This is a genomic window from Faecalimicrobium dakarense (assembly GCF_000499525.1).
Taxonomy (GTDB): Bacteria; Bacillota; Clostridia; order Peptostreptococcales; family Peptostreptococcaceae; genus Faecalimicrobium; species Faecalimicrobium dakarense.
Genome location: NZ_HG529405.1, coordinates 1 through 13,097, shown reverse-complemented (window position 1 = coordinate 13,097; position 13,097 = coordinate 1). Strand labels below are relative to the sequence as shown.

The 13,097-nt window shown below is 29.9% G+C and carries 13 protein-coding genes; 11 read left to right on the top strand and 2 right to left on the bottom strand.

Annotated elements, in window-relative coordinates:
• Positions 1 to 14: 14 nt before the first annotated feature.
• Both pflA and pflB read right to left on the bottom strand, forming a co-directional pair.
• Positions 15 to 752: a pyruvate formate-lyase-activating protein gene (gene pflA / locus BN899_RS14605; protein WP_042276883.1), complete on the bottom strand. Its 738-nt coding sequence runs from the start codon at positions 750 to 752 to the stop codon at positions 15 to 17.
• A gap of 339 nt (positions 753 to 1,091) precedes the next feature.
• Positions 1,092 to 3,323 carry a formate C-acetyltransferase gene (gene pflB / locus BN899_RS14600; protein WP_042276880.1) on the bottom strand — a complete coding sequence of 744 codons (2,232 nt, stop codon included), beginning with the start codon at positions 3,321 to 3,323 and terminating at the stop codon, positions 1,092 to 1,094.
• A 322-nt stretch (positions 3,324 to 3,645) separates the two neighbouring features.
• Here pflB and BN899_RS14595 point away from each other — a divergent pair, with 322 nt between their 5' ends.
• The 11 genes from BN899_RS14595 to spoVAE all read left to right on the top strand — a co-directional run bounded on the left by BN899_RS14595 (position 3,646) and on the right by spoVAE (position 13,062).
• Positions 3,646 to 4,590 (top strand): calcium/sodium antiporter, encoded by a 945-nt coding sequence (locus BN899_RS14595; RefSeq protein WP_042276877.1) that lies wholly within the window; start codon positions 3,646 to 3,648, stop codon positions 4,588 to 4,590.
• Positions 4,591 to 4,727: 137 nt separating this feature from the next.
• Positions 4,728 to 6,368: a DEAD/DEAH box helicase gene (locus tag BN899_RS14590; protein WP_042276874.1), complete on the top strand. Its 1,641-nt coding sequence runs from the start codon at positions 4,728 to 4,730 to the stop codon at positions 6,366 to 6,368.
• A gap of 116 nt (positions 6,369 to 6,484) precedes the next feature.
• Positions 6,485 to 8,455, top strand: coding sequence for a molybdopterin-dependent oxidoreductase (locus tag BN899_RS14585; protein ID WP_042276871.1), 1,971 nt, complete (start codon positions 6,485 to 6,487; stop codon positions 8,453 to 8,455).
• Positions 8,456 to 8,538: 83 nt separating this feature from the next.
• The gene (gene spoIIAA, locus BN899_RS14580) at positions 8,539 to 8,874 is read left to right on the top strand and encodes an anti-sigma F factor antagonist (RefSeq protein WP_042276868.1); all 336 of its coding nucleotides are present in this window, start codon (positions 8,539 to 8,541) and stop codon (positions 8,872 to 8,874) included.
• Positions 8,875 to 8,887: 13 nt separating this feature from the next.
• On the top strand, positions 8,888 to 9,316 hold the full coding sequence (spoIIAB, locus tag BN899_RS14575; protein WP_042276865.1) for an anti-sigma F factor: 429 nt from the start codon (positions 8,888 to 8,890) through the stop codon (positions 9,314 to 9,316).
• A 26-nt stretch (positions 9,317 to 9,342) separates the two neighbouring features.
• Positions 9,343 to 10,104, top strand: a complete 762-nt coding sequence (gene sigF, locus BN899_RS14570; RefSeq protein WP_042276863.1) for an RNA polymerase sporulation sigma factor SigF — start codon at positions 9,343 to 9,345, stop codon at positions 10,102 to 10,104.
• 101 nt (positions 10,105 to 10,205) lie between these two features.
• Positions 10,206 to 10,790, top strand: coding sequence for a stage V sporulation protein AA (locus tag BN899_RS14565; protein WP_042276861.1), 585 nt, complete (start codon positions 10,206 to 10,208; stop codon positions 10,788 to 10,790).
• A gap of 12 nt (positions 10,791 to 10,802) precedes the next feature.
• Positions 10,803 to 11,222 carry a stage V sporulation protein AB gene (locus BN899_RS14560; RefSeq protein ID WP_081712284.1) on the top strand — a complete coding sequence of 140 codons (420 nt, stop codon included), beginning with the start codon at positions 10,803 to 10,805 and terminating at the stop codon, positions 11,220 to 11,222.
• A 2-nt stretch (positions 11,223 to 11,224) separates the two neighbouring features.
• Positions 11,225 to 11,665, top strand: coding sequence for a stage V sporulation protein AC (gene spoVAC / locus BN899_RS14555; RefSeq protein WP_042276859.1), 441 nt, complete (start codon positions 11,225 to 11,227; stop codon positions 11,663 to 11,665).
• 12 nt (positions 11,666 to 11,677) lie between these two features.
• Complete coding sequence (gene spoVAD / locus BN899_RS14550) at positions 11,678 to 12,694, top strand: stage V sporulation protein AD (RefSeq protein WP_081712283.1); 1,017 nt, start codon at positions 11,678 to 11,680, stop codon at positions 12,692 to 12,694.
• Between the two features lie 5 nt (positions 12,695 to 12,699).
• Entirely contained in the window at positions 12,700 to 13,062 is a 363-nt protein-coding gene (gene spoVAE, locus BN899_RS14545) for a stage V sporulation protein AE (RefSeq protein WP_042276855.1), read from the top strand.
• The last annotated feature ends 35 nt before the right edge of the window (positions 13,063 to 13,097 follow it).

Genomic DNA, 13,097 nt, shown 5'->3' with positions numbered 1-13,097 from the left:
GCCATCTTTTTTTACTAATCTTTTTTAAATACTTTAGCTCCAAATTGTTCAACTATTTCAGTAGCTTTAGCTATATCTTCACTAGTAGCATTTTCTACATCTTTTAATTCGTAATCTATGCCCATGCTTTCCCACTTATGAACGCCCATAGTATGGTAAGGTAATAATTCAAATCTGTCAACATTATTAAGAGTAGCTACAAACTTACCTAAAGCCTCTAAATTTTCTTTAGTGTCTGTAATTCCAGGAACAAGAACGTGTCTTATCCAAACAGGGATATTTCTTTCGTCTAAATGCTTAGCTAACTTAAGAGATTTTTCAATTCCTACACCAGTTAAGCTTTTAGATTCTTCTTCAACCATATGTTTTAAGTCAAGTAAAACAAGATCTGTATTGTCAAGTATAGGATCTACAGTCTCTATATTTACAAAACCTGATGTGTCTAAACAAGTGTGTATATTATTTTTCTTAGCTTTAGCAAATAACTCTGTTAAAAATTCAGGTTGTAAAGTTGCTTCACCGCCTGATGCTGTTATACCTCCACCAGAGAACTTCATATAAGAAGAGTATTTTTTAGCCTCTGCTATTATTTCATCAGTTGTATACTCTTTACCACCCTTTGCATCCCACGTATCTCTATTATGACAATACTTACATCTTAATGGACATCCTTGTAAAAATAATATATATCTAATTCCAGGTCCATCAACTGTCCCAAATGTTTCTATAGAATGAATTCTTCCTTTAACCATATCGTTCACCTCATAAGTTGTTTTTTATTATTTATTAAATATATAATAAAATATATTGTATACAAAAATCATCTTTAATTAAATTATATGATAATTAACACATAAAGTCTACAGGTCTATATAATAATTATCTTCTAATATTATACTATATACCCAAAAAGTAGGGTTTTAAACAAAAAAATCAATATTAGTAAATGGTAAAAAATAGAATAGTGGAGGAGAAGTATATAATTATATAAAAAATAGGGTGTAAGTTGATGAGACTTACACCCTTAAAAATATTTATACTTTGATTAATTGATTGTTAAATTGTCCGGTTTAAAGTTTAGTTGTTATAAATTAAGCCATTTTTCCGTGGAATGTTCTGTTTATAACGTCTAATTGTTGTTCTCTTGTTAATTTTATGAAGTTAACAGCATATCCTGAAACTCTTATTGTTAATTGTGGATATTGCTCTGGATGTTCCATAGCATCTTCTAAAGTAGCTCTATCAAATACGTTAACGTTTAAGTGATGAGCTCCGTCTCCGAAGTATCCGTCCATCATTGCTGATAGGTTAGTTACTCTTTCTGCCATATCTTTTCCTAAAGCACCTGGTACTATAGAGAAAGTATTAGATATACCATCTTGAGCATGTTCGTATGGTAATTTAGCAACTGATGATAATGAAGCTAAAGCACCACTGTGATCTCTACCGTGCATTGGGTTAGCACCTGGAGCAAATGGTTGACCAGCTCTTCTTCCGTCAGGAGTATTACCAGTTTTCTTACCGTAAACAACGTTTGAAGTTATTGTTAATATAGATTGAGTATGGTAAGAATCTCTATAAGTCTTGTTCTTTCTTATTTTGTTCATGAAGTTTTCTACTAAGTCACAAGCTATTTGGTCAACTCTATCATCGTTGTTTCCGTATTGTGGATATTCTCCTTCGATTTCGAAGTCAACTGCTATTCCTTGTTCATTTCTTATAGTTTTAACTTTAGCATGTTTTATAGCAGATAATGAGTCAGCACAAACTGATAAACCAGCTATACCACAAGCCATAGTTCTGAATACGTCTCTATCATGTAAAGCCATTTCTAATGCTTCATAAGAATACTTATCATGCATGTAGTGGATTACGTTTAATGTATTTACATAAAGGTTAGCTAACCAATCAGTAAATGGTTCGAATTTAGCCATAACTTCATCGTAGTCTAAGTATTCTGAAGTTATTGGTTCAAATCTTGGTCCAACTTGAGCTAATGATTTTTCATCAACTCCACCGTTTATAGCGTATAATAAAGTTTTAGCTAAGTTTACTCTAGCTCCGAAGAATTGCATTTGCTTACCTATCTTCATTGCAGATACACAACAAGCTATACCGTAGTCATCTCCCCAGTATGGTCTCATTAAATCATCATTTTCGTATTGAACTGAACTTGTATCTATAGATACTTTAGAACAGAAATCTTTGAATCCTTGAGGGAAGTGGTTTGACCATAATACTGTTAAGTTTGGTTCTGGTGATGGTCCTAGAGTGTAAAGAGTATTTAAAACTCTGAATGAGTTTTTAGTTACTAATGTTCTACCATCTATACCCATACCACCGATTGATTCAGTTACCCAAGTTGGGTCTCCAGAGAATAAATCATTGTATTCAGGAGTTCTTAAGAATTTAACCATTCTTAACTTCATAACGAAGTGGTCCATTATTTCTTGAGCTTCTTCTTCAGTTAAAGTACCAGCAGCTAAATCTCTTTCGAAGTATATATCTAAGAAAGTAGAAGTTCTACCTATAGACATAGCAGCTCCGTTTTGATCTTTTATAGCTCCTAAGTATCCGAAGTATAACCATTGAACAGCTTCTTTAGCGTTAGTAGCTGGCTTAGATATATCAAATCCGTAAGTAGCAGCCATTTTCTTTAATTCGTTTAAAGCTTTTATTTGATCAGATATTTCTTCTCTTAATCTTATAACAGCTTCATCCATAGTAGAAACATCTAAAGAATCTTTTTGACTATTTTTATCTTCTATTAATTTATCAACTCCATAAAGAGCAACTCTTCTGTAGTCTCCTATTATTCTACCTCTACCGTAAGCATCTGGAAGTCCTGTTACTATACCAGATTTTCTAACAGCTCTCATTTCAGCAGTGTAAGCATCGAATACACCTTGATTATGAGTTTTTCTATATTTAGTGAATATTTCACTTATTTCTGGATCACATTCGTATCCGTAAGCTTTACAAGAGTTTTCAACCATTTTTATACCACCAAATGGCATAACAGCTCTTTTTAAAGGAGCGTCAGTTTGAACACCAACTATAGTTTCTAATTCTTTATTTATATATCCAGGAGCGTAAGCATTTATCATAGATACAGTTTTAGTATCAACGTCTAAAGTTCCACCATTGTCTCTTTCCTTTTTGAAAAGAACCATTGCTTCGTCCCATAACTTTTTAGTATTTTCTGTAGCTCCAGCTAAGAAAGAGTCATCTCCTTCATATGGAGTGTAGTTTGATTGGATGAACCCTCTAACGTCTATTTCCTTAGTCCATCTACCTTCTTTGAATCCTTGCCATGCATTCATATTGATAGCCTCCTTAAATTAAATCAGGTTTTAAATTTGTAAAAGTTAATTTTTATATTTTTAAAATCTAGCTAGATATTTTTTAAACAATATAATCATAACACAGAATTAGTATTTTGTATACAATATTTATGTATGATTTTGTTGTTTTATGGGGGAAAACTTTTATTGCTCTTCCCTTCTCTATTAAATATATACCCGTGAATTTAAAGTCTTAAACAAGAAAATATTACAAATATTAAAAATGAATATACTACCTAAACTCTCTATCATATATGTATAAAAAATGAATATTTATATATATAGGAGGGGGATGATTTTTATGTTCATTATAGTATTACTATTTTTAATTGGTTTTATACTAATTACTAAAGGAGCAGACATATTTATAAATTGTACTGTTGAAATTGGTAAAAAAACCAATATATCAGAATTGATATTGGGGGCTACTATAGTAAGTTTTGCTACTACGCTTCCGGAGATGACTGTTTCATTATTTGCCTCAATAGATGGACATGCGACTATGAGTTTAGGCAATGCAGTAGGTTCTATAATATGTAATACAGGCTTAGTTTTAGGACTAGTAGCACTTATAAGCCCATTTAAAGTAGATAAGAATATGTTTGTTTCAAAATCAATACTACTTTTAATATCTGTCATAGCTCTAGTACTTTTAGGTTTAGACGGAAAGATTACAAAAATGGATTCAATATTACTATTAACAATACTACTAATATATATGTACACTAATTATCAAAGTGTTGCTAATGAAAATATGAACTCTAGAAAGGCTAAACCAAAAACTAGTTTAGCAGAATGTTTAAAAATAGGAATATTCTTTGTATCAGGTCTTATAATGATGATTGTAGGATCAAGATTACTTGTAGACAACGGAGTAATAATAGCTGAATTTATAGGAATACCACAATCTGTTATAAGTTTAACAGTCATAGCACTAGGAACATCATTACCAGAATTAGTTTCATCTATTACAGCTATAAGGAAAAAACATCATGCAATATCAGTAGGTAATATATTAGGAGCAAACATATTGAATATAGTATCAGTTATAGGAATATCAGCTATACCAAATAATATACCTATATTATCACAAACTGTTACATTAGATTTTCCGTTTATGATATTACTACTTCTTACATTAATATTGCCTACTATTAAAAAGCATAAGCTATACAGATGGCAAGGATTGATAATGCTAGCTACATATTTTACATATATAATTACATTATATTCTATATACATTTAAACATATAAGCAAAAGATAAGTTTATATCGTCGTGAATACTATACCTATATAAGGGACAAAATACTAATTGCATATTATCTAAAATAAATATATAATGGGTAGGTTAAGATAAATTGATTACGGAAAGGAAGTAATATATGAACACAATAAAATTTGAAGATTTACAAATAAACGACGATATAAAAAGAGCTGTAATAGAGATGGGGTTTGAAGAACCATCTCCGATACAAGCACAATCTATACCTGTAATATTATCAGGTAAGGATGTTATAGGACAAGCTCAAACAGGAACGGGAAAAACAGCAGCTTTCAGTATACCATTATTAGAGATGGTTAATCCAGATGACAAAAGCTTACAAGCAGTAGTACTTTGTCCAACTAGAGAACTTGCAATACAAGTTTCTTCTGAAATAAGAAAAATAGGTAAATACATGCACGGAGTAAAAACTTTACCTGTTTATGGTGGGCAGCCAATAGATAGACAAATAAAATCATTAAAGAGTGGAGTTCAAGTAGTTATAGGTACTCCAGGGCGTGTTATAGACCATATAAATCGTAAAACATTAAAATTAGATAATGTAAAAATGGTTATGTTAGATGAAGCAGATGAAATGTTAGATATGGGGTTCAGAGAAGACATAGAGATGATTCTAAGCAAGACTCCAGAAGATAGACAAACTACTTTCTTCTCAGCTACTATGCCAAAGGGAATATTAGAATTAACTAAGAAATATCAAAAAGATCCAGAACATATAAAGGTTGTTAGAAAAGAACTTACAGTTCCAAATATAAAGCAATATTATATAGAAACTAGATCTTCTAATAAGTTAGAAGTACTATGTAGACTAGTAGATGTATACAACCCTAAGTTATCTGTTGTTTTCACAAACACTAAAAGAGGAGCAGATGAATTAGTAAGTGATTTACAAGCTAGAGGATACTTTGCAGATGCGTTACACGGGGACTTAAAGCAAACTCAAAGAGATATAGTTATGGATAAATTTAGAAGTGGAACAATTGATATATTAGTAGCTACAGACGTTGCAGCTAGAGGTATAGATGTTGATGATGTTGAAGCTGTATTTAACTATGATTTACCACAAGATGAAGAGTACTATGTACACAGAATCGGTAGAACTGGTAGAGCTGGAAGAAATGGTATATCATTTACTTTCGTATTCGGTAAAGATATGAGAAAAATGAGAGATATAGAAAGATACACTAAGACTAAATTAGTTAAACATGATATACCTTCAATAGCAGACGTTGAAGAAAAGAAAGTTAATGCATTCTTTAATCAAGTTAAAGAAGTTATAGAAGCAGGACACTTAACTAAGCAATTACAATGGATAGAAGGTTTCTGTGCAGATTCTGAATCTGATTTTAGTACAGTGGATGTAGCTGCTGCACTTTTAAAATTAGCTTTAGGTGAAGAGAAGCAAGAAATAGTTGAAGAAAAACCAAGAGATCGTAGAGAACGTGGAGATCGTGGTGACCGTAGAGAACGTAGAGGAACAACAGGTGCTCAAGAAGGAATGGTTAGACTATTTATAAATGTAGGTAGAAATCAAAGAGTTCAAGCTAAAGACATAGTAGGTTCTATAGCTGGAGAAGCTGGAATACCAGGTAAATTAGTTGGAACAATAGATATATATGATAAATATACTTTCGTAGAAGTTCCTAAGGAAAATGCTAAGAAAGTATTAGAAAAGATGAAAGATATAAAAATCAAAGGTAACAAAATCAACATAGAACAAGCTAATAGAAGAAAAAAATAGTTATTTTAGAAGGTATGATTATAATCATACCTTCTTTTATTTTACAAACATATATTTAGTAACTATTTATGATATTATTTTATATATTAAAAGATTATGACAAATGGAGGTAGTATATGGAGATATTAAGTCATGGATGTACACTAGATTGTTTTGATGCATGTAAGTTTAATGTATATGTAGAAAATGGTAAGGTTATTAAAATCGAAGGGGATAAAAATCATCCTTATACAAAAGGCTTTATATGTAATAAAGGAAGAGCTCATTTAGATAGATTAAATCATAAAGAGAGGATAACTACACCTTTGCTTAAGGTTAAAGGTAAATGGGTAGAAATTAGCTTTGATGAAGCTATACAAATAATGGCACAAAAATTAAGTTATTATAAAGAGATTTATACTTCGAAATCTGTTCTTTACTATACTCAATATGGAAGTGGATCTTTACTTAAAGATATAGGAGATATATTCACTAACTTTTATGGAGGAGTATCAAAGTCAAAAGGTGGACCTTGCTGGAGTGCAGGAATTAAGGCTCAAAAATATGATTTGGGGGTGGCAAGAAGTCATTCTTTAGAAGATATGTTTAATAGTAAGAACATATTTATTTGGGGTAAAAATCCAGCTTATACAACTATACATACTATGAAAATTATAAAAAAAGCTAAAGAAAAAGGAGCTAAGATAGTAGTTATAGATCCTATATATACACAAACTGCCAAAATTGCAGATATTTACATAAGAATAAATCCAGGTAGTGATGGAGCTTTAGCAGCAGCAATGAGCCAAATCATAATAGATGAAAAATTATACGATAGGGAGTATATAAATTCATATGTATTAGGATTTGAAGAATATAAAAGTTACATTGAAGAATTAGATTTAAATTATCTTTTAAATGAGTGTGGGTTAAAAATAGATCAAATTAAAGAATTAGTAAAATTATATACTCAAAAATATTCAACGATATGTTTGGGATATGGTATGCAAAAATATAAAAATGGAGGAAATACAATAAGATTAATAGATTCATTAGGTGCCATTACTGGACAAATTGGATTTAGTGGAGGAGGAGTAAATTATGCAAATAAAGTTTACTCTGGATATATAAATACAGATCCGTATGAAAGTGAAAGTTTTGGTGAAAATAGGGAATTTTATACGAGTAAAATAAATGAATTTATAAATGATTCTTTTAATGAAAATAATACACCAATAAAAATGGCAATTATAACAAAAAGTAATTTGTTAAATCAACTACCTAATTTAGAAAAACTAGAAGATTCATTTTCTAAAATTGATTTTAAAGTTTGCTTTGATATGTTTATGACAGATACGGCTTCTAAGTGCGACTTATTTATACCTTGCACAAATACTTTAGAAAGTGAAGATATATTATATAGTTCAATGACTAATCCGTATATAACTTATAATGAAAAAGCAGTCGAGCCAAAGAATAAATTAATGGATGAGTATTATTTTTTTATGGAACTAGCTAAAATAATGAATATAAAAGACTATCCTTATGTATCTAAATACGAATATCTAAATGAAGCAATAAAACCTCTTAGAAAAATTGATAAAGATATAAGTTTAGAAAAAATTAGAGATACGTATTTTACAATACAAAAAGATATAGCTTGGGAAAATAAAATATTTAATACACCTTCTAAAAAGTTTGAATTATATTCAAAAGAAGCAGAAAAGGATGGGTTAAGTCCAATACCTATTTATAAAAGTAACTCAAAGCAAAATAGATTTAGGTTATTAACTAATCATCATAGAGATACACTATTTAGTCAACATTATATGGATAAAGATGGAATATCTAAAGCATATATTAATGAAAATATGGCAATAAAGATGAATATAGAAAATAAAGAGGTTGTAAGACTTAAAAATAAAAATGTTACCATAGAGACAGAAATAAATATAGATAATAGTGTATGTGATTATGTAGCTGTAATGTATGTTGGATGGTGGAAAAAACATGGAAATCCAAACTATATAACTGATAGTGAAATATCAGATATGGGTGGGCAAGTAACGTATAATGAAACTTTCATAGACATAATAAAACAAAAGTAGTGGTATTTCTTTGAAGGATAAGAGATTAGATTATAGAATTTATAAGAAGTTAATACTTTTGTAGATAGTAAGGGGGTAGCTTAATGATAAAATATTCTTTAGACCAAAAAAACCTAATCATAGAGTTTATGGCTACAGAACTAGATCACCATATAGCCAATGAGGTTAGAGATGAGATTGATGATATACTAATTTCGAAATCTATTAAAAATATAATATTTAACTTTAAGAATATTAACTTTATGGATTCTTCTGGTATAGGTGTAATTATAGGACGATATAAAAAGATTTCCAGCGAAGGTGGAAGAGTAACAGTAGTGAACGCAAATGATAGAATAAAGAAAATATTTAATTTATCTGGTATGAACAAGATAATAGGCGTTTACGATACATATGAAGAAGTAGTAAGTTCTTTGTAAGGGGGAATATATTATGAGTAATGTTATGGAAGTAAAGTTTTCTGCCAAATCTGAAAATGAAAGCTTAGCAAGGGTTATAGTTGCATCTTTTGCAGCAAAGTTAGATCCAACATTAGATGAGTTAGCAGATATAAAAACTGCAGTATCAGAAGCTGTTACAAATTCTATTATACATGGATATGATGAAGATGAATCTAAATTTGTATATCTTAGATGTGAAATAAAAGATAATACAATTAAAGTTGTAGTAGAAGATAGAGGACATGGTATGGAAGACGTTCAAATGGCTATGCAACCACTTTATACATCAAAACCGGAACTTGAAAGATCAGGTATGGGATTTACCGTTATGGAAAGTTTTATGGATGGTGTAGAGGTAAGTTCTATTAAAAATGATGGAACAAAAATTGTAATGACAAAAAAAATAAACTTACCTAAATAAAGTCCAAAAAGAATAGAGGTTTTATTATGGGGATAACTGCAAGTAAAGAAAAAAGAGTATTGCTTAGCCATGAAGAGACACTAGATTTAATAGATAGAGTACAACAAGGAGATGAAGAGGCTAAAGAAGTTTTAATAGAAAATAACTTAGGACTAGTTAGAAGTGTTGTAACTAAATTTCTAAATATAGGATATGATAGAGATGACCTATTCCAATTGGGCTCTATAGGTTTGATAAAAGCAATATATAAATTTGATCCAAAATTTAATGTTAAATTTTCAACTTATGCAGTGCCAATGATTTTAGGTGAAATAAAAAGATATTTAAGAGATGATGGTATGGTAAAAGTATCTAGGTCTCTTAAACAAATAGCAATAAAAGCTAAAACTACAAGTGAAATGCTAACTAAAAAATTAGGTAGAGAACCTAGTATCGAAGAAATAGCTAAAGAATTAGACGTAGAAAAAGAAGATTTAGTAATGGCAATGGAATCAAATTCTTCTGTTGAGTATTTACACGGGGTTATTCATGAAGAAGAAGGATCTCCAATATGCTTAATAGATAAGATAAGCCAAAAAGGTGAAAATGAAGAAGAAAAAGTTGTAGATAATTTATTAATAAAAGAAATACTAGGGAAATTAGATAAAAGAGAAAGACAAATAATTATGCTTAGATACTTTGAAGATAGAACACAAAGTGAAATAGGTGAACTTTTAAAAATATCTCAAGTACAAGTATCTAGAATAGAAAAGAAAGTATTATCAAAGTTAAAATCATATATTAGCTAAATATAATTAAACCTCTAATAATATGTAATATAAATTTACATAAATTAGGGGTTTATTTTTTTGTATAAGACAAATAATAAAAAAAGAAGGAGGTAATAAATATGGAAGATATTTACTTAATACCCAAGAAGATAAAACCTTTTAAAATAAGTAAGAAAAAAATTTATTTAAAAGATATCTATGATATTTATCCTCAAAGTGAAAAAGATTATTTGGGTGATATTTGTATTAAAAATTATACAGCTCAGAAATCTAACTACGATGTCATACATTTAGGTGAAGTAATTCAAATAATTAAAGAGAAATTCCCACAGGTTCACATTAGTTTTTTAAAAACTGATGACGTTGTAATATTTTTTGATGAAGGTAAAAAAGATAGAACAAAGTATATAAGAGTTTTTATTGTATCCATAATAGTTCTTATGGGATCAATAATGGGAATAATGAATTTCCATGCCGACGTAAATATGGAATACTCTCAATTTATGATGGTAGATTCAATAACGAAAGATGGGAAAAAATATTTACAATATTTTCAAATACCATATTCTATAGGTATTGGAATTGGAGTAGCTTTATTTTTTAATAAATTTATTCCTACATACTCAAAACTTGAACCTAGTCCATTAGATTTAAAGATGGTTTCTTTAAATAAGGATATTGAAAATGAACTTAGAAAAAGGTAATGATTAAATAATTTGAAGTTATTTTTAGTTATATATGGGTTATCATGTGGAATGATGGTTGGGGCAGGAGTTGTAGGAATACTGATATTAATAGGAATTATACCTAGAATGGCACAAGTTAGTAAAACGAAGGAATATATGAGCTTATATGAAGGAATACTTGTAGTAGGGACTTTACTAGGAAGTTTAATATCCATCCAAAAAATTTATATAAATATAGGATGGATGGGAGCAATAATATTTGGACTAGCATATGGAATTTTTATAGGATTTTTATCTTCAGGTCTTACAGAAGTATTAGATTATATTCCAACAATATCTAGAAGACTAAAAGTACCTACTATGTATTTAAAATATGTAATAATATGCTTACTAATTGGAAAGGTAATAGGTTCATTTGTAGGATGGACAATAGTTAGAGGAGGTTTATAAGAATGGATAAAGATTACAAAAAGTATGTAGACGAAATAAGCCCGAAGCCTAAATATTTAAAAAATTATATATGGGCATTTATTGTAGGTGGAATAATTTGTATGATAGGTCAAGGTATTAATGACTTGTACATGAAGTTCACACAGCTAGATAAATTAACAGCAGCAAATGCAACTTCAATTACATTGATTTTTATAGGAGCATTGCTTACAGGACTTGGGGTATATGATCTTTTAGGTAAAAGAGCTGGAGCAGGTTCTATAATTCCTATAACTGGATTTGCAAACTCAATAGTATCTCCAGCAATGGAATATAAAAGAGAAGGTTATGTAATGGGTGTTGGAGCAAACCTATTTAAAATAGCAGGGCCAGTATTAGTATATGGAATAGGGTCATCTATTATATGTGGCTTTATATACTATGTCTTTAATCTTGTAAAATAAGGAGATGAGAATGTGAAAAACAAAAGAATAGGTCAAAGAACTGTTAAAATGCAAAACAAACCAACCATAATATCAGCAGCATCTGTTGTAGGACCTAAAGAAGGTGAAGGTCCTCTTAAAGATTATTTTGATTTAGTATTAACAGATGATTTATATGGTGAAAAATCATGGGAACTTGCTGAAAGTAAGATGGTAGAGACTGCTATGGAAAAAGCAGTAAAAAAAGCTGGTAAAAAACTAACTGATGTAAATTATATGTTTGGTGGAGATTTAATAAATCAATTATTACCAGCATCATTTGCAGCAAGAGAACTATCGATACCATTCTTTGGAATATATGGAGCTTGCTCAACTATGGCAGAAGGAATGTGTCTAAGTGCAATGATTGTAGATGGAGGATTTGCTGATTTAAGTTTATCTGGAACATCTAGTCATTATTGCACGGCAGAAAGACAGTTTAGATTCCCTCTAGAATTAGGAAATCAAAAGCCAATGACATCTCAGTGGACAGTAACAGGAGCAGGAAGTGTACTTATTGCTCCAAATGGAGATGGACCTAAAATAAAATACGTTACAGTAGGAAAAGTAATAGACAAAGGAATTGATGATGGAAATAATATGGGAGCAGCAATGGCTCCAGCAGCAATAGATACGATATATTCTTACTTTAATGATACAAATGATGATCCAAATAGCTTTGATATTATAGCTACTGGAGATTTAGGTAAGTTAGGAAAACAGATAACAGAAGATTTATTAAAAGATAGAGGAATAGATATATCAAAAGTATATACAGATTGTGGCCTTGAAATGTTTAATTTAGAAGAACAAGATGTTCACTGCGGTGGAAGTGGATGTGGATGTTCTGCTACAGTATTTGCAGGATATATTTATGATAAATTAGCTAAAAAAGAATTTAATAAAGTCATGTTAGTATCAACAGGAGCATTGTTATCTCCAACAAGTACATTACAAAAACAAACAATACCATGTGTTGCACATGCAGTGGTAATTGTTAATGAGGAGTGATTAATATGCTAATGGATTATTTAAAAGTATTTTTAGTAGGAGGTACAATCTGTTTAATAGCTCAAATTATGATGGATTACTTCAAAATGCAAACACCATACGTAATGGTAACATATGTAACTAGCGGAGTCATATTAACTTTCTTAGGAATATATGAACCAATAGTAAACTTTGGTGGTTCAGGAGCCACTGTACCTATAATTGGATTTGGATATTCTCTAGCAAAAGGTGTAATGAAAGCTATAGAAAGTGATGGCTTTTTAGGTATATTTACAGGTGGAACAATAGCAACAGCAGGAGGAATAGCAGCAGCTATATTCTTCGGTTATGTAATGGCAGTTGTATTTACTCCAAAGGCAAAACCTTAAAATATTATAAAAATATTAAAAAAGCTAACTATTAA

Excerpts from the sequence above, each read along its gene's own strand:
- pflA (WP_042276883.1), bottom strand. The coding sequence starts at position 752 with ATGGTTAAAGGAAGAATTCATTCTATAGAAACATTTGGGACAGTTGAT.
- pflB (WP_042276880.1), bottom strand. The coding sequence starts at position 3,323 with ATGAATGCATGGCAAGGATTCAAAGAAGGTAGATGGACTAAGGAAATA.
- BN899_RS14585 (WP_042276871.1), top strand. The coding sequence starts at position 6,485 with ATGGAGATATTAAGTCATGGATGTACACTAGATTGTTTTGATGCATGT.
- BN899_RS14590 (WP_042276874.1), top strand. The coding sequence starts at position 4,728 with ATGAACACAATAAAATTTGAAGATTTACAAATAAACGACGATATAAAA.
- sigF (WP_042276863.1), top strand. The coding sequence starts at position 9,343 with ATGGGGATAACTGCAAGTAAAGAAAAAAGAGTATTGCTTAGCCATGAA.
- spoIIAA (WP_042276868.1), top strand. The coding sequence starts at position 8,539 with ATGATAAAATATTCTTTAGACCAAAAAAACCTAATCATAGAGTTTATG.
- spoVAC (WP_042276859.1), top strand. The coding sequence starts at position 11,225 with ATGGATAAAGATTACAAAAAGTATGTAGACGAAATAAGCCCGAAGCCT.
- spoVAE (WP_042276855.1), top strand. The coding sequence starts at position 12,700 with ATGCTAATGGATTATTTAAAAGTATTTTTAGTAGGAGGTACAATCTGT.
- BN899_RS14565 (WP_042276861.1), top strand. The coding sequence starts at position 10,206 with ATGGAAGATATTTACTTAATACCCAAGAAGATAAAACCTTTTAAAATA.
- BN899_RS14595 (WP_042276877.1), top strand. The coding sequence starts at position 3,646 with ATGTTCATTATAGTATTACTATTTTTAATTGGTTTTATACTAATTACT.
- spoIIAB (WP_042276865.1), top strand. The coding sequence starts at position 8,888 with ATGAGTAATGTTATGGAAGTAAAGTTTTCTGCCAAATCTGAAAATGAA.